Annotated in this window: 15 protein-coding genes; 14 read left to right on the forward strand and 1 reads right to left on the reverse strand. The window is 60.4% G+C overall.

Going from position 1 to position 19,012, the window contains the following annotated elements:
- Window positions 1-491 precede the first annotated feature (491 nt).
- The 11 genes from ACGYKA_RS14145 (at window position 492) to ACGYKA_RS14195 (ending at window position 14,681) form a co-directional block, all read left to right on the forward strand.
- On the forward strand, window positions 492-851 hold the full coding sequence (locus tag ACGYKA_RS14145; RefSeq protein WP_394439067.1) for a hypothetical protein: 360 nt from the start codon (window positions 492-494) through the stop codon (window positions 849-851).
- A gap of 76 nt (window positions 852-927) precedes the next feature.
- A complete protein-coding gene (gene secE, locus ACGYKA_RS14150) occupies window positions 928-1,125 on the forward strand; it encodes a preprotein translocase subunit SecE (RefSeq protein ID WP_394415137.1) in 198 nt (65 codons plus the stop codon).
- A 207-nt stretch (window positions 1,126-1,332) separates the two neighbouring features.
- A complete protein-coding gene (gene nusG, locus ACGYKA_RS14155) occupies window positions 1,333-1,866 on the forward strand; it encodes a transcription termination/antitermination protein NusG (RefSeq protein ID WP_067264099.1) in 534 nt (177 codons plus the stop codon).
- Between the two features lie 144 nt (window positions 1,867-2,010).
- Window positions 2,011-2,436 (forward strand): 50S ribosomal protein L11, encoded by a 426-nt coding sequence (rplK, locus tag ACGYKA_RS14160; protein ID WP_067267940.1) that lies wholly within the window; start codon window positions 2,011-2,013, stop codon window positions 2,434-2,436.
- A 1-nt stretch (window position 2,437) separates the two neighbouring features.
- Entirely contained in the window at window positions 2,438-3,136 is a 699-nt protein-coding gene (gene rplA / locus ACGYKA_RS14165; RefSeq protein ID WP_209219800.1) for a 50S ribosomal protein L1, read from the forward strand.
- A gap of 272 nt (window positions 3,137-3,408) precedes the next feature.
- Window positions 3,409-3,924 carry a 50S ribosomal protein L10 gene (gene rplJ, locus ACGYKA_RS14170; protein ID WP_067267943.1) on the forward strand — a complete coding sequence of 172 codons (516 nt, stop codon included), beginning with the start codon at window positions 3,409-3,411 and terminating at the stop codon, window positions 3,922-3,924.
- Between the two features lie 74 nt (window positions 3,925-3,998).
- The gene (gene rplL / locus ACGYKA_RS14175) at window positions 3,999-4,370 is read left to right on the forward strand and encodes a 50S ribosomal protein L7/L12 (protein WP_067267945.1); all 372 of its coding nucleotides are present in this window, start codon (window positions 3,999-4,001) and stop codon (window positions 4,368-4,370) included.
- A gap of 243 nt (window positions 4,371-4,613) precedes the next feature.
- On the forward strand, window positions 4,614-8,750 hold the full coding sequence (rpoB, locus tag ACGYKA_RS14180) for a DNA-directed RNA polymerase subunit beta (RefSeq protein WP_394418357.1): 4,137 nt from the start codon (window positions 4,614-4,616) through the stop codon (window positions 8,748-8,750).
- A gap of 94 nt (window positions 8,751-8,844) precedes the next feature.
- Entirely contained in the window at window positions 8,845-13,095 is a 4,251-nt protein-coding gene (rpoC, locus tag ACGYKA_RS14185) for a DNA-directed RNA polymerase subunit beta' (RefSeq protein ID WP_394415143.1), read from the forward strand.
- 180 nt (window positions 13,096-13,275) lie between these two features.
- Window positions 13,276-13,680: a two-component system response regulator gene (locus ACGYKA_RS14190; RefSeq protein ID WP_067267950.1), complete on the forward strand. Its 405-nt coding sequence runs from the start codon at window positions 13,276-13,278 to the stop codon at window positions 13,678-13,680.
- A 113-nt stretch (window positions 13,681-13,793) separates the two neighbouring features.
- A complete protein-coding gene (locus ACGYKA_RS14195) occupies window positions 13,794-14,681 on the forward strand; it encodes a DMT family transporter (RefSeq protein ID WP_394415146.1) in 888 nt (295 codons plus the stop codon).
- On the opposite strand, the gene ACGYKA_RS14200 is transcribed toward ACGYKA_RS14195, so the two are convergent.
- Window positions 14,654-15,457 carry a putative rhamnosyl transferase gene (locus tag ACGYKA_RS14200; RefSeq protein ID WP_394415149.1) on the reverse strand — a complete coding sequence of 268 codons (804 nt, stop codon included), beginning with the start codon at window positions 15,455-15,457 and terminating at the stop codon, window positions 14,654-14,656. The two genes, ACGYKA_RS14195 and ACGYKA_RS14200, sit on opposite strands and share 28 nt — an antisense overlap.
- A 401-nt stretch (window positions 15,458-15,858) precedes the next feature.
- Between ACGYKA_RS14200 and rpsL the strand changes: the two genes are divergently transcribed.
- From rpsL to fusA, 3 genes are all read left to right on the forward strand, one after another.
- A complete protein-coding gene (gene rpsL / locus ACGYKA_RS14205; protein WP_007118826.1) occupies window positions 15,859-16,230 on the forward strand; it encodes a 30S ribosomal protein S12 in 372 nt (123 codons plus the stop codon).
- Window positions 16,231-16,317: 87 nt separating this feature from the next.
- Window positions 16,318-16,788: a 30S ribosomal protein S7 gene (gene rpsG / locus ACGYKA_RS14210; protein WP_067267956.1), complete on the forward strand. Its 471-nt coding sequence runs from the start codon at window positions 16,318-16,320 to the stop codon at window positions 16,786-16,788.
- A 65-nt stretch (window positions 16,789-16,853) separates the two neighbouring features.
- Window positions 16,854-18,980, forward strand: a complete 2,127-nt coding sequence (gene fusA, locus ACGYKA_RS14215; RefSeq protein ID WP_209219795.1) for an elongation factor G — start codon at window positions 16,854-16,856, stop codon at window positions 18,978-18,980.
- Window positions 18,981-19,012: the final 32 nt, after the last annotated feature.

Here is a 19,012-nt window from a genome sequence, read left to right on the forward strand (position 1 = left end):
CGATGGTACTGCGTCTTAAGACGTGGGAGAGTAGGTCATCGCCAAACCTAATAAGTTCCTAGACTACAGTATCTCTCGACGATGATCAGTATAACAAAACCGCCGCAGCTCAAAGCTGCGGCGGTTTTGTGTTTGAGGGGGGGGAGTGATGCCCAATAACTGTCTACTTTCCGCCCTTCACTTGGCGCAATGGATCAGTAACTCTTTCGCAACTGCGTAGAGAGACTGATATGACGCCCCCCATTGAAAAGGCTGCCCCTTCTTCGTCCGAGCTGGACCCCGCCGCGATGTCTGCGATTCGGAATGTTATGGTAGATGCGGAGAGTGCTCCGGACCCACGCGCCGGTTCGGGGCCGGCAGAGCCGCCGGTGGCCCCTCGGCGGCCGGGGCGCGTGGCTTTTCCGGATTTGCCGGAGCCGGAAGCCGTTGACGTTAAAATTAGGAAGGGGTCACGCCGTAGGATTCGTGCGAAACGTCCTCCGGCCCGCGCGGTGATCCTCAGCCTCCTGGCGTTGGCGGTGGTTCTACGCCCTTGGTTGGTGTTCGGCGTGGTATTCGTCACAGTGTTTGTGGCGTTGGGGGTCTTCCTCGCCCTCGGTTATGACGGGTTTTGGCAGCGAGCGATGGCGCTTGGGCGCTGGTATGCCGCGCGGCGGCCCGAGCGTGCGGCGGCGCTTCATGCGCGTTTGGATGCTTTCGCCATGAAATGGGACGCCGTGCTCGACCGATTCCCCGAAGGCACCGTCGACGGGCTGTATCTTCCCGACTTTGGCGAGATGGCAGCGGCAGAGGCGCGGCATGACGCGGCGCTTGACCGCCGGTTCGATCGTCTGCGCGACCCGGAAGCCTGAGGCGCGCGCGAAGACGTCTTGAAACTATGGGGCGGACCCGTTACATCCGCCCAATCGGGCAACAGGGAAAGATGTCATGGCCACCACCAATCCGCTTCAGTTCATCCAGCAGGTTCGCACCGAAGTTGCAAAGGTTGTTTGGCCGACAAAGCGCGAAGTGATGCTGACCACGCTGATGGTCTTTATCCTTGCCGCGCTGACAGCTGTTTTCTTTGCAATTGTCGATATCCTGATCCGCGGCGGCTTGCAGCAGATCCTTGGGATGTTCGGCTGAGCACCGCCCGCATGGGTGATTTTATCTTTACACCCTTGAAACCTGCGTCTGCGCGGGCTATTGCGCAGACCTGACCTGAAAAGGGCGTGCGGCGATTCGAGTTGCGCGCCGATTTTTTGTTCAGATGTTGCGGGGCTTGGCCCCCGTGTTGATTGACGAATTTCATGCCGGGGCAGCCCGCATGGCAAGACAGGGACCAGAGTTCAGATGGCAAAACGGTGGTATTCGGTCAGTGTCCTGTCGAACTTCGAAAAGAAGATCGCCGAGCAGATCCGCGCGTCCGTGGCCGAGCAGGAACTTGAAGACCAGATCGACGAAGTGCTGGTGCCCACCGAAGAGGTGATCGAGGTCCGGCGCGGCAAGAAGGTGACAACCGAGCGTCGCTTCATGCCCGGCTACGTGCTGGTGCATATGGAGATGTCAGACGCGGGCTATCACCTGATCAACTCGATCAACCGCGTCACTGGCTTCCTTGGCCCGCAGGGCCGTCCGATGCCGATGCGCGATGCCGAGGTTCAGGCGATCCTGGGTCGCGTGCAGGAAGGCGAAGAAGCGCCGCGCACGCTGATCCACTTCGAGGTCGGTGAGAAAGTCAAAGTCGCCGATGGTCCGTTTGAGGATTTCGACGGCATGATCGAAGAGGTCGACGACGAGAACCAGCGTCTCAAGGTTTCGGTCTCGATCTTTGGCCGGGAGACCCCGGTCGAATTGGAATTCACTCAGGTCAATAAGCAGGTCTGAGTGTGCGGCGGGGTTCGCCCCGCCATCCCGGCACCTGAGGGCGCCGGTCATTGTGGGAGGGACGGGCGCCGCGGCGCCTAGGCCCGGACCACGCAACGAAGAACCCGCGGGGCGCGCCCCAAGGGTGTTGAAAGGAGAAGGCCAATGGCCAAGAAACTCGTCGGTACGATGAAGTTGCAAGTTAAAGCGGGTCAAGCAAACCCGTCCCCGCCCGTGGGTCCCGCCCTCGGTCAGCGCGGCATCAACATCATGGAATTCTGCAAGGCGTTCAACGCCAAGACCGCAGACATGGAGCCGGGCGCACCGTGCCCCACCGTGATCAGCTACTATCAGGACAAGTCCTTCACCATGGACATCAAGACGCCCCCGGCGTCCTACTACCTGAAGAAAGCTGCCAAGGTGAACTCCGGCGCGAAAACACCGAGCCGTGAGACTGTCGGCACCGTGACCACCAAGCAGCTGCGCGAGATCGCAGAAGCAAAAGCCGCCGACCTGTCCGCGAACGACGTGGAAGCGGCGATGAAAATCATCCTGGGCTCCGCGAAGTCCATGGGCATCGAGGTGAAGTAAGATGGCAAAACTTGGAAAACGCACCCGCGCCGCCCGTGAAGCTTTTGCTGGCAAAGAAGAGATCACCGTTGAAGAAGCGGTAAGCCTCATCAAATCGAACGCCAGCGCGAAGTTCGACGAGACCATCGAGATCGCGATGAACCTCGGTGTTGACCCGCGTCACGCGGACCAGATGGTCCGCGGTGTTGTCGGCCTGCCCAACGGCACCGGCAAAACCATGCGCGTTGCCGTCTTCGCCCGTGGCGCGAAAGCTGAAGAAGCCGAAAAGGCGGGCGCAGATATCGTTGGCGCAGAAGACCTGATGGAAACCGTGCAGTCCGGCAAGATCGACTTCGATCGTTGCATTGCGACACCCGACATGATGCCGATCGTTGGCCGTCTGGGTAAAGTGCTTGGCCCCCGCAACCTGATGCCGAACCCCAAGGTTGGCACCGTGACCATGGACGTCGCTGACGCCGTGAAAGCGGCCAAGGGTGGTGAAGTGCAGTTCAAAGCCGAAAAGGGCGGTGTCGTCCACGCAGGCGTTGGCAAACTGTCCTTCGACGAAGCCAAGCTGGTTGAGAACATCCGTGCCTTCGTCGGCGCCGTGTCCAAAGCCAAGCCGGCCGGTGCCAAGGGCACCTACATGAAAAAGATCAACCTGAGCTCCACAATGGGCCCGGGCGTGTCGGTCGCTGTCGAGAACGCGACTGCCGAGTGATCCCGTGGGGTGGGGGCCAGCCTCTCACCTTACGACCCGAGATTTGGCGGCTTCGGTCGCCAGATACGCAAGGACCAGAACATCGGTCCGCGCGTCTGTCCGAGACGGAGGGTTTGGGCTTTGGCCTGAATAATTCCTTCCTGAGATGGGAAACCGGAAATTCCTGCCTTCGGGCGGTTTTGGCCGGGACCCTGACATTGGACCCGAATGGGGTGCAGAAGACCGCATCCTGAACTGAGCCGGGGGGCAACCCCCAAATTTGGAGTGAAACTGTGGATAGAGCACAAAAAGAACAGTTGGTCGACGAACTCGGCCAAATCTTTGAAAGCTCTGGCGTCGTTGTGGTTAGCCACTACGTCGGTTTGACAGTTGCCGAAATGCAGGACCTTCGGGCGCGCGCACGCGCAGCCGGTGGGGCCGTGCGTGTTGCCAAAAACAGGCTCGCCAAGATCGCCCTTGAGGGCAAGCCATGCGAAAGCATTGCTGACCTTCTGACGGGTATGACCGTTCTGACCTACTCTGAGGATCCTGTGGCCGCGGCCAAGGTTGCTCAGGAGTTCGCCAAGGAAAACAGCAAGCTTGTTATCCTCGGCGGCGCAATGGGTGAGAACGCGTTGGACGCCGCCGGTGTCGAAGCCGTGTCGAAAATGCCTTCGCGCGAGGAGCTTATCTCCTCCATCGCGGGCATGCTCGGCGCACCTGCTTCGAACATCGCCGGGGCCATTGGCGCACCTGCAAGCAACATCGCATCCATCTTGTCCACCATCGAGGACAAGGCGGCTGCGTAAGGCAAATCGTCAAACTGGCGCACGGGTTGAACACGCGCGTTGGAACACACATATCGTAACGGAAAGAGCTAAACATGGCTGATCTGAAAAAACTGGCAGAAGACATCGTTGGTCTGACTCTGCTTGAAGCACAAGAACTGAAAACCATCCTGAAAGACGAGTACGGCATCGAGCCCGCCGCTGGCGGCGCAGTGATGATGGCCGGCCCAGCTGAAGGTGGCGCTGCCGAAGAAGAAAAGACCGAATTCGACGTCGTTCTGAAGAACGCCGGCGCATCCAAGATCAACGTGATCAAGGAAGTCCGCGGCATCACAGGTCTCGGCCTGAAAGAAGCCAAAGACCTGGTCGAAGCTGGTGGCAAGATCAAAGAAGGCGTAGACAAAGCCGAAGCCGAAGACATCAAAGGCAAGCTGGAAGCAGCTGGCGCCGAAGTCGAGCTGGCCTAAGCCAGAGGTGCGTGTCCTCACGCACCACGCATGAACAAGGGCTGGACGGGAATTTTCCTGTCCAGCCTGACCTGTTTTGACGAATGTTCCCCGCGGGAGCATTTCTCTGGAGAGGTCCAAGGTCGGAAGGGGTGCAGTGGGACGCATTCCAAGAATTGACCCGGATTTTCCGCTCTTATGGGCGCGCACCACGGCCCCGGTGGTTGATGCGCTCGGCGAGAGACACGAAAGGTGACACGACACATGGCACAATCCTTCCTTGGCCAGAAACGTCTGCGTAAATATTACGGCAAGATCCGCGAAGTGCTGGAGATGCCGAACCTCATCGAGGTTCAGAAATCCTCCTATGATCTGTTCCTGAATTCCGGCGACGCCGAGACCCCCACCGATGGTGAGGGGATCACGGGCGTTTTCCAGTCGGTCTTCCCGATCAAGGACTTTAACGAGACTTCGGTTCTCGAATACGTCAAGTACGAGCTGGAAAAGCCCAAGTACGACGTTGAGGAATGCCAGCAGCGCGACATGACCTACAGCGCGCCGCTGAAAGTGACCCTGCGCCTCATCGTGTTCGATGTGGACGAGGACACTGGTGCCAAGTCCGTCAAGGACATCAAAGAGCAGGACGTCTTCATGGGCGACATGCCCCTGATGACCCCGAACGGCACCTTCGTGGTCAACGGCACCGAGCGTGTGATCGTCTCCCAGATGCACCGCTCCCCGGGCGTGTTCTTTGACCACGACAAGGGCAAGACCCACTCCTCGGGCAAGCTGCTGTTCGCCTGCCGCATCATTCCCTACCGCGGCTCCTGGCTGGACTTCGAGTTCGACGCCAAGGACATCGTCTATGCCCGCATCGACCGTCGCCGCAAGCTGCCGGTAACGACCCTGCTCTATGCCCTGGGGCTGGACCAAGAAGGCATCATGAATGCCTATTACAACACCGTCACCTTCAAGCTGGAGAAGAACAAGGGTTGGGTTGCGCCCTTCTTCCCCGACCGCGTGCGCGGCACGCGTCCGACCTACGATCTGATCGACGCCAACACCGGCGAGATCCTCTTCGAGGCCGGCAAAAAGGTCACCCCCCGTGCGGTCAAGAAGCTCTTGGACGAAGGCAAGGTCAAGGAACTGCTGCTGCCCTTCGACCACATCGTCGGCAAGTTCGTCGCGCGTGACATCATCAACGAGGAAACCGGTGCGATCTACGTCGAGGCCGGTGACGAGTTGACGCTGGAATACGACAAGGACGGCACGCTGATCGGCGGCACCGCGAAGGAGCTGATCGACGCCGGCATCACCGAGATTCCGCTGCTGGACATCGACAACGTCAACGTCGGCCCCTACATGCGCAACACCATGGCGATGGACAAGAACATGAACCGCGACACCGCGCTCATGGACATCTACCGCGTCATGCGCCCGGGCGAGCCGCCCACCGTCGAGGCCGCGTCTGCGCTTTTCGACACGCTGTTCTTCGATTCCGAGCGTTACGACCTTTCGGCCGTGGGCCGCGTGAAGATGAACATGCGTCTGGCGCTCGACAAGCCCGACACGCAGCGCACGCTGGACCGTGACGATATCGTCGCCTGCATCAAGGCGCTGGTGGACCTGCGCGATGGCCGCGGCGACATCGACGACATCGACCACCTCGGCAACCGTCGTGTGCGTTCCGTCGGCGAGCTGATGGAAAACCAGTACCGCGTCGGCCTGCTGCGGATGGAGCGCGCGATCAAGGAGCGGATGTCTTCCGTCGAGATCGACACCGTGATGCCGCAGGATCTGATCAACGCCAAGCCCGCCGCGGCTGCGGTGCGTGAATTCTTCGGCTCCTCGCAGCTGTCGCAGTTCATGGACCAAACCAACCCGTTGTCCGAAGTGACGCACAAGCGTCGCCTTTCGGCGCTTGGGCCGGGCGGTCTGACCCGCGAGCGTGCAGGCTTCGAGGTGCGCGACGTGCACCCGACCCACTATGGCCGGATGTGCCCGATTGAGACGCCGGAAGGTCCGAACATTGGTCTGATCAACTCGCTGGCCACCTTTGCCCGCGTGAATAAATACGGCTTCATCGAAACGCCTTACCGCGTTGTCAAAGACAGCACCGTCACCGACGAAGTGCACTACATGTCAGCGACCGAGGAAATGCGTCATACCGTGGCGCAGGCCAACGCCAACCTCGACGACGACATGAAGTTCGTGAACGAGATGGTCTCGACCCGTCAGTCCGGTGACTACACGCTGGCGCCGACCGAGAACGTGGACCTGATCGACGTGAGCCCGAAGCAGTTGGTCTCGGTCGCTGCCTCGCTGATCCCCTTCCTTGAGAACGACGACGCCAACCGCGCTCTCATGGGCTCGAACATGCAACGTCAGGCCGTGCCGCTTCTGCAAGCCGAGGCGCCGCTTGTCGGCACCGGGATCGAAGAGGTCGTGGCGCGCGATTCCGGGGCGGCCTACACGGCACGCCGCGCGGGTATCATCGACCAAGTCGATGCCTCCCGTATCGTGATCCGGGCCACCGAAGACCTTGAGCTGGGCGACGCGGGCGTGGACATCTACCGCATGCGCAAGTTCCAGCGCTCGAACCAGAACACCTGCATCAACCAGCGTCCGCTGGTGAAAGTGGGCGAGAAGGTCACGAAGGGTCAAGTCATCGCGGACGGTCCGTCGACCGACATGGGGGAACTGGCGCTCGGCAAGAATGTCGTCGTCGCCTTCATGCCGTGGAACGGCTACAACTACGAGGACTCCATTCTGATCTCCGAGCGGATTTCCCGCGACGACGTCTTTACCTCGATCCACATTGAGGAATTCGAAGTCGCCGCACGTGACACCAAGCTCGGGCCCGAAGAGATCACCCGCGACATCCCGAACGTCGGCGAGGAAGCCCTGCGCAACCTCGACGAAGCCGGTATCGTTTATATCGGTGCGGACGTAGAGCCGGGCGACATCCTTGTGGGCAAGATCACACCCAAGGGCGAGAGCCCGATGACGCCGGAAGAAAAGCTTCTGCGCGCCATCTTTGGTGAGAAGGCCTCGGACGTGCGCGACACCTCCTTGCGGGTGAAGCCGGGCGATTTCGGCACCGTTGTCGAAGTGCGTGTCTTCAACCGTCACGGCGTTGAGAAAGACGAGCGTGCGCTGCAGATCGAGCGTGAGGAAGTCGAACGTCTGGCCCGTGACCGGGACGACGAGCTGGCGATCCTCGACCGCAACATCTACGCGCGTCTCAAGGACATGATCCTCGGCAAGGTTGCCGTGAAAGGCCCGAAAGGCGTGAAGGCGAACAGCCAGATCACCGAGGAACTGCTGGAAACCCTGACCCGCGGTCAGTGGTGGCAGCTGGCTCTTGAGGACGAGGATGACGCCAAGATCGTCGAGGCCCTGAACGAGCAGTACGAGATCCAGAAACGGACCTTGGATGCGCGTTTCGAGGACAAGGTCGAGAAAGTCCGCCGTGGCGACGACCTGCCCCCGGGCGTGATGAAGATGGTCAAGGTCTTCGTGGCGGTGAAGCGTAAGCTGCAGCCGGGCGACAAGATGGCTGGTCGTCACGGGAACAAGGGTGTGATTTCGAAAGTGGTGCCGATGGAGGACATGCCGTTCCTCGCCGATGGTACCCCGGTCGACTTCTGCCTCAACCCGCTGGGTGTGCCGTCGCGTATGAACGTCGGTCAGATCCTCGAGACGCATATGGGCTGGGCCGCACGCGGTCTGGGTCTGAACGTTGATGAGGCGCTGCAGGAATACCGCCGCTCGGGTGACCTGACGCCGGTGCGCGAAGCGATGCAACTGGCCTATGGCGAGGATGTCTACGAAGAAGGCATCACCGGCATGGACGAGGACACGCTGCTGGAAGCGGCTGACAACGTACGCCGCGGCGTGCCGATCGCCACACCGGTCTTCGACGGCGCCAAGGAAGCGGACGTGAACGACAGCCTCAAGCGGGCCGGGTTCGACACCTCCGGTCAGTCGGTGCTCTTCGATGGTCGGACAGGCGAGCAGTTCGCGCGTCCGGTGACCGTTGGCGTGAAGTACCTGCTGAAGCTGCACCACCTGGTGGACGACAAGATCCACGCGCGTTCGACCGGGCCGTACTCCCTCGTCACACAGCAGCCGCTGGGTGGTAAGGCGCAGTTCGGTGGCCAGCGCTTTGGTGAGATGGAAGTCTGGGCGCTTGAAGCCTATGGTGCCGCTTACACATTGCAGGAAATGCTGACCGTCAAGTCGGACGACGTCGCGGGCCGGACCAAGGTCTATGAAAGCATCGTCAAGGGCGAGGATAACTTCGAAGCGGGCATTCCGGAGAGCTTTAACGTTCTCGTCAAGGAAGTGCGCGGCCTCGGCCTGAATATGGAACTCCTGGATGCGGAGGAGGATGAGTGAGGTTTAAACGGAATTTTTTAAAAATTCCGGGCCGTTTTCTTTCAAAGAAAACGGCACCCCTCACTCCCAACGCACCCCTTTCAAGGATTTGAAAATGAACCAGGAACTGACAAACAACCCGTTCAACCCGCTGACGCCGCAAAAAGCGTTTGACGAAATCAAGGTCTCCTTGGCCTCGCCCGAGCGGATCCTGAGCTGGTCCTTCGGTGAGATCAAGAAGCCGGAAACCATCAACTACCGCACGTTCAAGCCCGAGCGTGACGGCCTGTTCTGCGCGCGTATCTTTGGCCCGATCAAAGACTACGAATGCCTCTGCGGCAAATATAAGCGCATGAAGTATCGCGGCGTCGTCTGCGAGAAATGCGGTGTGGAAGTCACGCTGCAAAAGGTCCGCCGTGAGCGTATGGGCCACATCGAGCTGGCCTCGCCGGTGGCGCACATCTGGTTCCTCAAATCGCTGCCCTCGCGCATCGGCCTGATGCTGGACATGACTCTGCGTGATCTGGAGCGCGTGCTCTACTTCGAAAACTACGTCGTGATCGAGCCGGGCCTCACCGATCTTCAATACGGTCAGATGATGACCGAAGAAGAATATATGGACGCGCAAGACGCCTATGGCATGGACGCTTTCACCGCCAACATCGGCGCCGAAGCGATCCGCGAGATGCTGGCGGCGATCGACCTTGAAGCCGAAGCCGAGAACCTGCGCGCCGATCTGAAAGAGGCGACAGGCGAGCTGAAGCCCAAGAAGATCATCAAGCGTCTGAAAGTGGTCGAGAGCTTCCTTGAATCCGGCAACCGTCCGGAGTGGATGGTCATGACCGTGATCCCGGTCATCCCGCCCGAGCTGCGCCCGCTGGTGCCGCTCGATGGTGGCCGCTTTGCGACCTCGGACCTCAACGACCTCTATCGCCGCGTCATCAACCGGAACAACCGTTTGAAGCGTCTGATCGAGCTGCGCGCGCCCGACATCATCGTGCGCAACGAAAAGCGGATGCTGCAGGAATCGGTCGACGCACTCTTCGACAACGGCCGCCGTGGCCGCGTCATCACCGGTGCCAACAAGCGCCCGCTGAAGTCGCTCTCGGACATGCTGAAAGGCAAGCAGGGCCGCTTCCGTCAGAACCTTCTGGGTAAGCGCGTCGACTTCTCGGGTCGTTCGGTTATTGTGACCGGCCCGGAGTTGAAGCTTCACCAATGTGGTCTTCCCAAGAAGATGGCCTTGGAACTGTTCAAGCCGTTCATCTATTCGCGGCTTGAGGCCAAAGGTCTGTCCTCCACCGTGAAACAGGCCAAGAAGCTGGTCGAGAAAGAGCGCCCCGAGGTTTGGGACATTCTTGATGAGGTGATCCGTGAACACCCCGTCATGCTCAACCGCGCGCCGACGCTGCACCGTCTTGGCATTCAGGCGTTCGAACCCGTCCTGATTGAAGGCAAGGCGATCCAGCTGCACCCGCTGGTCTGCTCGGCCTTCAACGCCGACTTCGACGGTGACCAGATGGCCGTTCACGTCCCGCTCTCGCTGGAAGCCCAGTTGGAAGCGCGTGTTCTGATGATGTCCACGAACAACGTGTTGTCGCCTGCAAACGGCGCACCGATCATCGTACCGTCGCAGGATATGATCTTGGGTCTCTACTACACGACCCTTGAGCGTGAAGGCATGGTTGGCGAAGGCATGGTCTTCGGCTCCGTCGACGAGGTGCAGCACGCCCTCGACGCCGGTGCGGTTCACCTGCACTCGAAAATCAAGGCGCGGATCAAACAGATCGACGCTGAAGGCAACGAAGTGATGATGCGCTTTGACACGACCCCCGGTCGTATCCGTCTTGGTGCGCTTCTGCCGCTGAACGCCAAAGCGCCGTTTGATCTGGTCAACCGTCTGCTGCGCAAGAAAGAAGTGCAGCAGGTCATCGACACCGTCTACCGTTACTGCGGTCAGAAAGAGTCGGTCATCTTCTGTGACCAGATCATGACCATGGGTTTCCGCGAAGCTTTCAAAGCGGGCATCTCCTTCGGCAAAGACGACATGCTGATTCCCGACACCAAATGGCCGCTGGTTGAAGAAACCCGCGAGCAGGTGAAGGACTTTGAACAGCAGTATATGGACGGCCTGATCACTCAGGGCGAAAAGTACAACAAGGTCGTCGATGCATGGTCGAAGTGTAACGACAAGGTGACCGAGGCGATGATGGGCTCCATCTCCGCGGTGACTCACCACGAGAACGGTTCCGAGAAAGAGCCGAACTCGGTCTACATGATGGCCCACTCCGGTGCCCGTGGCTCGGTCACGCAGATGAAACAGCTGGGCGGGATGCGCGGCCTGATGGCGAAGCCGAATGGCGACATCATCGAGACGCCGATCATCTCGAACTTTAAAGAAGGTCTGACCGTTCTCGAGTACTTCAACTCGACCCACGGTGCGCGGAAAGGTCTGTCGGATACCGCTCTGAAAACAGCGAACTCCGGTTACCTGACACGCCGTCTGGTGGACGTGGCGCAGGACTGCATCGTGCGCGAGCATGACTGCGGCACCGAAACCGCGATCACCGCCGAAGCGGCTGTCAACGATGGTGAGGTTGTCTCCTCGCTGGCCGAGCGTCTGCTGGGCCGTGTTGCGGCGGATGACATTCTGGTGCCCGGCACCGAGGATGTTCTGGTGCCCGCCGGCACGCTGATCGACGAGCGCATGTCGGATGCCATCGACGAGGCCGGGGTGCAGTCCGCACGGATCCGCAGCCCGCTGACCTGTGATGCCGAAGAGGGCGTCTGCGCCATGTGCTATGGCCGTGACCTCGCACGCGGCACGCTGGTCAACCAAGGTGAGGCCGTTGGCATCATCGCGGCCCAGTCGATTGGTGAACCCGGTACACAGCTGACGATGCGGACCTTCCACATCGGCGGTGTTGCGCAGGGTGGTCAGCAGTCCTTCCTTGAGGCCAGCCAGTCGGGCAAGGTCGCTTTCGAGAACGCACAGACGCTTGAAAACAGCGCCGGTGAAGTGCTCGTCATGGGCCGGAACATGAAGCTGTTGATCGTCGATGAGAATGGTGAGGAGCGGGCCAGCCACAAGATCGGCTACGGCACCAAGCTGCACGTCAAAGAAGGCGACGACGTGGCGCGCGGTGACAAGCTGTTCGAATGGGACCCTTACACCCTGCCGATCATCGCCGAGAAACCCGGTACGACCAAATACGTCGACCTGGTCTCGGGCATCGCGGTCAAGGAAGACACCGACGAAGCTACCGGCATGACCCAGAAGATCGTGATCGACTGGCGCGCGGCCCCCAAGGGCAACGAGCTCAAGCCCGAGATCATCTTGGTGGGTGAAGATGGCGAACCGGTCCGCAACGATGCGGGCAACCCGGTGACCTATCCGATGTCGGTGGACGCGGTTCTCTCTGTCGAAGACCAGACGCAGGTACAGGCCGGTGACATCATCGCGCGTATTCCGCGTGAAGGTGCCAAGACGAAGGACATTACCGGTGGTCTGCCGCGAGTGGCCGAACTCTTTGAGGCGCGTCGCCCCAAGGATCACGCCATCATCGCGGAAATCAACGGCTACGTCCGCTTCGGCAAGGACTACAAGAACAAGCGTCGCATCGCGATCGAAAGCGCGGATGATCCGGACGTGAAGGTTGAATACATGGTGCCCAAGGGGAAGCACATCCCCGTGGCCGAAGGCGACTTCGTGCAGAAGGGCGACTACATCATGGACGGCAACCCCGCACCGCACGACATCCTCGCGATCATGGGCGTTGAAGCCTTGGCCGAGTATATGATTGACGAGGTGCAGGACGTTTACCGCCTGCAGGGTGTGAAGATTAACGACAAACACATCGAAGTCATCGTCCGTCAGATGCTGCAGAAGTGGGAAATCCAAGAAAGCGGCGACACCACGCTGCTCAAGGGCGAACACGTCGACAAGCAGGAGTTCGATCAGGCCAACGAGAAGGCGCTCAAGAAGGGTGGCCGTCCTGCCAAGGGCGAGCCGATCCTGCTGGGCATCACCAAGGCGTCACTGCAAACCCGCAGCTTCATCTCGGCCGCCTCGTTCCAGGAAACCACGCGCGTGCTGACCGAAGCCTCGGTTCAGGGCAAGCGGGACAAGCTGGTCGGTCTGAAAGAGAACGTCATCGTGGGCCGTCTGATCCCCGCCGGGACCGGTGGCGCGACGCAGGCGATGCGCAAAGTGGCGACAGACCGCGACAACGTCGTGATCGAAGCGCGCCGCGAAGAGGCCGAAGCCGCCGCCCGTTTGGCCGCGCCGGAAGCCTCTGTGGAGGACGACATCATCGGTGGCGATGTGTTCAACACGCCGGTCGGTGACGACGAGAGCCGCGATTGATCTCAGCACCTTATTGAAAAACAAAAGCCCCCGCAGTGACGCTGCGGGGGCTTTTTTATGGGGTGGGCAAATGCCGCGGCCAGACACCACCCCGGGGGGCTGGTTTCTAAGGCCAAAGCCTTATATCCGCCACATAGTCCGAATAGGTTTGCAAAAGCTTAACCGTCGTAAGGTGCTTTGATGACGTCCCGCATTCTACATATCGACGACGACCCGATCGTTCTGGAACTGGTCAAGATGATCTTTTCCGACGACAGGTCGCTGAGCTTTGTCTCCTGTCTGAACGCCCGCGATGCGCTGGCGGTGGTCGATGATCTCAAGCCTGACCTGATCATCAGCGATATTTCCATGCCGGATATGGGCGGGTTGGAACTGGCCCATCGGTTTGGCGAGAATCCGGCCATCGCCGGGACGCCGATCATCTTTCTCAGCGGGCGCACCCGCGATCTTGAGGTCTATGACGCCTTCCGCGATCTGGCGGCCACGGTGATGCAAAAGCCGGTCGAGCCGGGGTTGCTGCGCAGCACTGTGCGTAATCTGTTGGCCAGCCAGCAGCAGCCGGTGGCGCAGGCTTCGAACCAGTAGAGCGCATCAATCTGGGCGGGGCGGGCCGCCGTTCTTGACAGCCCCCGTAGCCGCTGCCAGTCATTCGGGGGCGGCAGTGATATAAGCCGCACCATTTTTCCCGGAGCGCTTTCATGTCCCCCAATACCATCGGCGCGCTGCTGATGATCGCCTCGATGGCCTGTTTCACGTTTAACGACACGCTGCTCAAAATGACCGACGGGGCGCTGCCCCTGTTTCAGCTGTTGTTCCTGCGCGGGGTGACGACTTCGGTGCTGATCTTGGCCCTTAGTCGGCAGCTTGGCCGGATCGATTTTCGGCTTCATGCACGGGACTGGCAGGTCATCGGCCTGCGTTCGGTGGCCGAGATCGCGGCGGCATATTTCTTTCTCACCGCGTTGTTCAACATGCCCTTGGCGAATGTCACCGCCATCCTTCAGGTCGTGCCGCTTTCGGTGACGCTGGCGGCGGCGCTGGTGTTCCGGCAGGCGGTCGGCTGGCGGCGTTTGGTCGCCATCGGCATTGGTTTCTGCGGCGTGCTGTTAATCGTCAAACCGGGGGCGGAAGGGTTCAATATCTGGTCGATCTACGTTCTGATCGCCGTGCTCTGCGTGACGGTCCGTGACCTGTCGACCCGCGCCTTGTCACCGGCGGTACCCTCGATGACCGTGACTTTCGTGACCGCCCTGTCGGTGATGACGGCGGCGGGCTTGGCGTCGCTGAGCGCGCCTTGGGCGCCGGTGACGCCCTCGGTCGCGGCGCTGATTGGCGGCTCAGGGGTCTTTGTGCTAGGCGGCTATTTCTTTTCGATCCAAGTGATGCGGGTGGGCGATATCGGCTTCATCGCGCCATTTCGCTACACCGGCCTGCTCTGGGCGCTCTTGCTGGGCTGGGTCGTCTTTGGTGACTGGCCGGGGGCCATGACCCTCATCGGCGCGGGGATCGTGGTGGCCACGGGGGTCTTCACCCTCTACCGCGAGCGGAAGTTAAAGGTTCAGGCCGAGAAGACGCGCCGCACCTGAGCTTGATCGATAGCGAACCGTTCCTGAAACAGCGCTTCGCCTTCGGCATCCAGCGGGGCCACCTCTACATGCCGCGCGAGCCCCTGCCGCGAATCGTTCGAGCCGTTGTGGCTGCGCACGAACATCGCCGCATCGGGCAGGCTGACGCAGGGCATGAAGCGCGGCAGTTTCTCATGGGCGAAGTTCATGATGGTGAGCGGGCTGCCGCCCTTCACATACATCGCAAGTGCCGCGACATTGAGCGGACGGTACACTTCGGCGGCGCGGATGCCCTGCGGGCCGAATTCCGCGATGTAGCCCTTGGGCCAGTCAAAGGCGACGGAGCGCTGGCCTTTCAGCAGACCCGCGCTTTGCGCGACCGTCTGGCGCAGCCGCGCGATGAAGTCGACCGAGACCGCATCGTCATCGTCGTAGCGGAATTGCAGGCAGGGTTCGGCCGGGTTGATCCGCGCGGCGTTGAGCACCTCCTTCATCACCTCCCGATGATTGCGCGGCGGCTCACGGTGAATAACCGCCTGCGGCAGGTCGGCCAGCAGCGATTCGAGGCGTCGGGCGTGTTCGGTGGGAAACTGGTCGCCGATGACGAAGACGATCGAGAAGTCCGGGTCTGTCTGCGCTTTCAGGCAGGGCAGGGCGACGGTTTCGAGAAGGCGGAAACGTTCTTCGAGCCGGGCCGCGTCATAGAGATAGGCGATGCGTTCCTCGGTGGTTTCGTGGCCGACCTGAAAGCCGCCCAAGGCCGGGTAGGAAAAGCGGCAAAGGCCGATCGCTTGCATGAAGATTTCCTTTTGTCCTTCGCCGGACTATGGCGAGCGGGGCAGGGGCGTGGCAAGGGTGGAATGTGCGACCCGGGCCCGGAACCAACCCGCAGGCGCCGGGCCATCACCCGGCAAACCTCCGCGCCCCCACCGGGGCGCACCTGTTGACAGGCCCCGCGCAACGCTCTATACGCCCGCTATCTCGGAGGTGGAGGCCGCTCTGCCAGTCCGAATTCATAACTGAAGTGGTCACGATCCGGCCTACTACTGGCCCGATCCTCTGTTAACCCACCGCGTCGTTTTCCTCGGTACGGGAACGTTGCGGTCATTTTGCTTTGTGGACGCATGAAGTAACCGAAATTAGCCGCATGGGGGATCCCCCGTGTACACAATCTGAGCGATACGGGGATATAACCGGAATGCCAACGATCCAACAGCTGATCCGCAAGCCGCGGCAGCCGAAAGTCAAACGTTCGAAATCCATGCACCTGCAGGAGTGCCCGCAAAAGCGCGGCGTCTGCACACGCGTGTACACCACCACACCGAAAAAGCCGAACTCGGCGATGCGTAAGGTTGCCAAGGTGCGCCTGACCAACGGGTTCGAAGTGATCTCCTACATCCCGGGTGAGAGCCACAACCTTCAGGAACACTCCGTGGTTCTGATCCGCGGCGGTCGTGTAAAAGACCTTCCGGGTGTGCGTTACCACATCCTGCGCGGTGTTCTTGATACGCAGGGCGTCAAAGACCGTAAGCAGCGTCGTTCGAAGTACGGCGCGAAGCGTCCGAAGTAATCTCGCACCGGTGGGGCCCGTCCCCGCCGATCCACCCGATGTTCGGTGGGGCAGCGCCCCACCACCCGCCAAGAGGAAGACACTGACATGTCACGCCGCCACGCCGCTGAAAAACGCGAAGTCCTGCCAGACGCCAAATACGGCGATCTGGTTCTCACCAAATTCATGAACAACCTGATGATCGACGGCAAGAAATCTGTCGCCGAGCGTATCGTTTACAACGCGATGACCCGCGTCGAAGACAAGATCAAGCGCGCGCCGATCGAAGTGTTCCACGAAGCGCTGGAAAACATCCAGCCCTCCGTCGAAGTCCGCTCGCGCCGTGTGGGTGGTGCCACCTATCAGGTGCCGGTCGAAGTGCGCCCCGAGCGTCGTCAGGCGCTGGCGATCCGCTGGTTGATCAAGGCCGCCCGTGCGCGTAACGAAAACACCATGGAAGAACGCCTTGCCGGCGAGCTGCTGGACGCTGTGCAGTCCCGTGGTACCGCTGTTAAAAAGCGCGAAGATACGCACAAGATGGCCGACGCGAACAAAGCGTTCAGCCACTACCGCTGGTAATTTCAACGTCGCGCCCGGTTTCGGGCGCGATCCGTTCGTACTGATATTTTCGAGGAAGCAGCCCCATGGCACGCGACTATCCGCTCCAACGCTACCGCAACTTCGGCATCATGGCTCACATCGATGCCGGTAAAACCACTTGTTCCGAACGCATCCTGTTCTACACCGGCAAAAGCCACAACATTGGTGAGGTGCATGACGGCGCCGCAACCATGGACTGGATGGAGCAGGAACAAGAGCGCGGCATCACCATCACCTCCGCCGCGACCACCACTTTCTGGCAGCGTCAGGAAGAGCCCACAGCCGATGCGACATCCGACACCAAGTTCCGGATGAACATCATCGACACCCCCGGCCACGTTGACTTCACCATCGAAGTTGAGCGTTCGCTGGCCGTTCTCGACGGTGCGGTTGCCGTTCTCGACGCCAACGCCGGTGTTGAGCCGCAGACCGAAACCGTCTGGCGTCAGGCTGACCGCTACAAGGTGCCGCGTATCGTTTTCGTCAACAAGATGGACAAGATCGGCGCGGACTTCTTCAACTGCGTGCATATGATCAAGGACCGCACAGGCGCCACGCCTGCTCCGATCCAGATCCCGATCGGCGCAGAGAACGAGCTGGAAGGCATCGTCGACCTCGTGACCATGAAAGAATGGGTCTGGGCCGGTGAAGACCTCGGTGCCGCCTGGGAACAGCGCGAAATCCGTGACAGCCTGAAAGAGACCGCCGACGAATGGCGTGCCAAGCTCATCGAGACCGCGGTCGAGATGGACGACGAGGCGATGGAAAACTACCTGATGGACGGCGCCGAGCCGGACGTCGACACCCTGCGCGACCTGATCCGCAAGGGTACCCTGGCCATCAAGTTCATCCCCGTTCTCTGTGGCTCCGCCTTCAAGAACAAGGGTGTTCAGCCGCTCTTGAACGCCGTGATCGATTACCTGCCCAGCCCGCTGGACGTTGTCGACTACATGGGCTTCAAGCCGGGCGACGAAACTGAGACCCGCAACATCCCGCGCCGCGCGGATGACGACATGGCGTTCTCGGGCCTTGCGTTCAAAATCATGAACGACCCCTTCGTCGGCTCGCTGACCTTCACCCGCATCTACTCGGGCGTTCTGCGCAAGGGCGACACGCTTCTGAACTCGACCAAGGGTAAGAAAGAGCGCGTCGGTCGTATGATGATGATGCACTCCAACAACCGCGAGGAAATCGAAGAGGCCTTCGCGGGCGACATCATCGCGCTGGCGGGTCTTAAGGACACCACCACCGGTGACACGCTCTGCGCGCAGAACGATCCGGTCGTCCTCGAAACCATGACCTTCCCCGATCCGGTGATCGAGATCGCGGTCGAGCCGAAGACCAAGGCCGACCAGGAAAAGATGTCTGCAGGTCTGGCCCGTCTGGCCGCCGAAGACCCCTCTTTCCGCGTCGAAACCGATCTGGAATCCGGTCAGACTATCATGAAGGGCATGGGCGAACTTCACCTCGACATCCTCGTCGACCGTCTGAAGCGTGAGTTCAAGGTTGAAGCGAACATCGGTGCGCCTCAGGTTGCCTATCGTGAGACCATCAGCCGCGAAGCCGAAATCACTTACACCCACAAGAAGCAGTCGGGTGGTTCGGGTCAGTTCGGTGAGGTCAAGATGATCCTGACGCCGACCGAGCCGGGCGAAGGTTACTCCTTCGAGAGCCGCATCGTCGGTGGTGCCATTCCCAAGGAATACATCCCGGGCGTGGAAAAGGGTATCAAGTCGGTTCTGGACTCTGGTCCGCTTGCGGGCTTCCCGGTCATCGACTTCAAGGTTGCCCTGATCGACGGTAAGTTCCACGACGTTGACTCCAGTGTTCTGGCCTTCGAAATCGCCGCCCGTATGGGTATGCGCGAAGGCATGAAGAAAGCTGGCGCCAAGCTGCTGGAACCGATCATGAAGGTCGAAGTTGTAACCCCGGAAGAATACACCGGTGGCATCATCGGTGACCTGACATCTCGTCGGGGCCAGGTGCAGGGTCAAGATACGCGCGGCAACGCCATCGCGATCGACGCTTTCGTGCCGCTGGCCAACATGTTCGGCTACATCAACACCCTGCGTTCGATGTCGTCGGGTCGTGCGAACTTCACCATGCAGTTCGACCACTACGAACCCGTGCCGCAGAACATTTCGGACGAGATTCAGGCCAAGTTCGCTTAAGGAAATCGGCGCGTTGGAAACCGCGCGCCGAC

This window comes from Sulfitobacter sp. 1A15106 (assembly GCF_043556995.1).
Taxonomy (GTDB): domain Bacteria; phylum Pseudomonadota; class Alphaproteobacteria; order Rhodobacterales; family Rhodobacteraceae; genus Sulfitobacter; species Sulfitobacter faviae.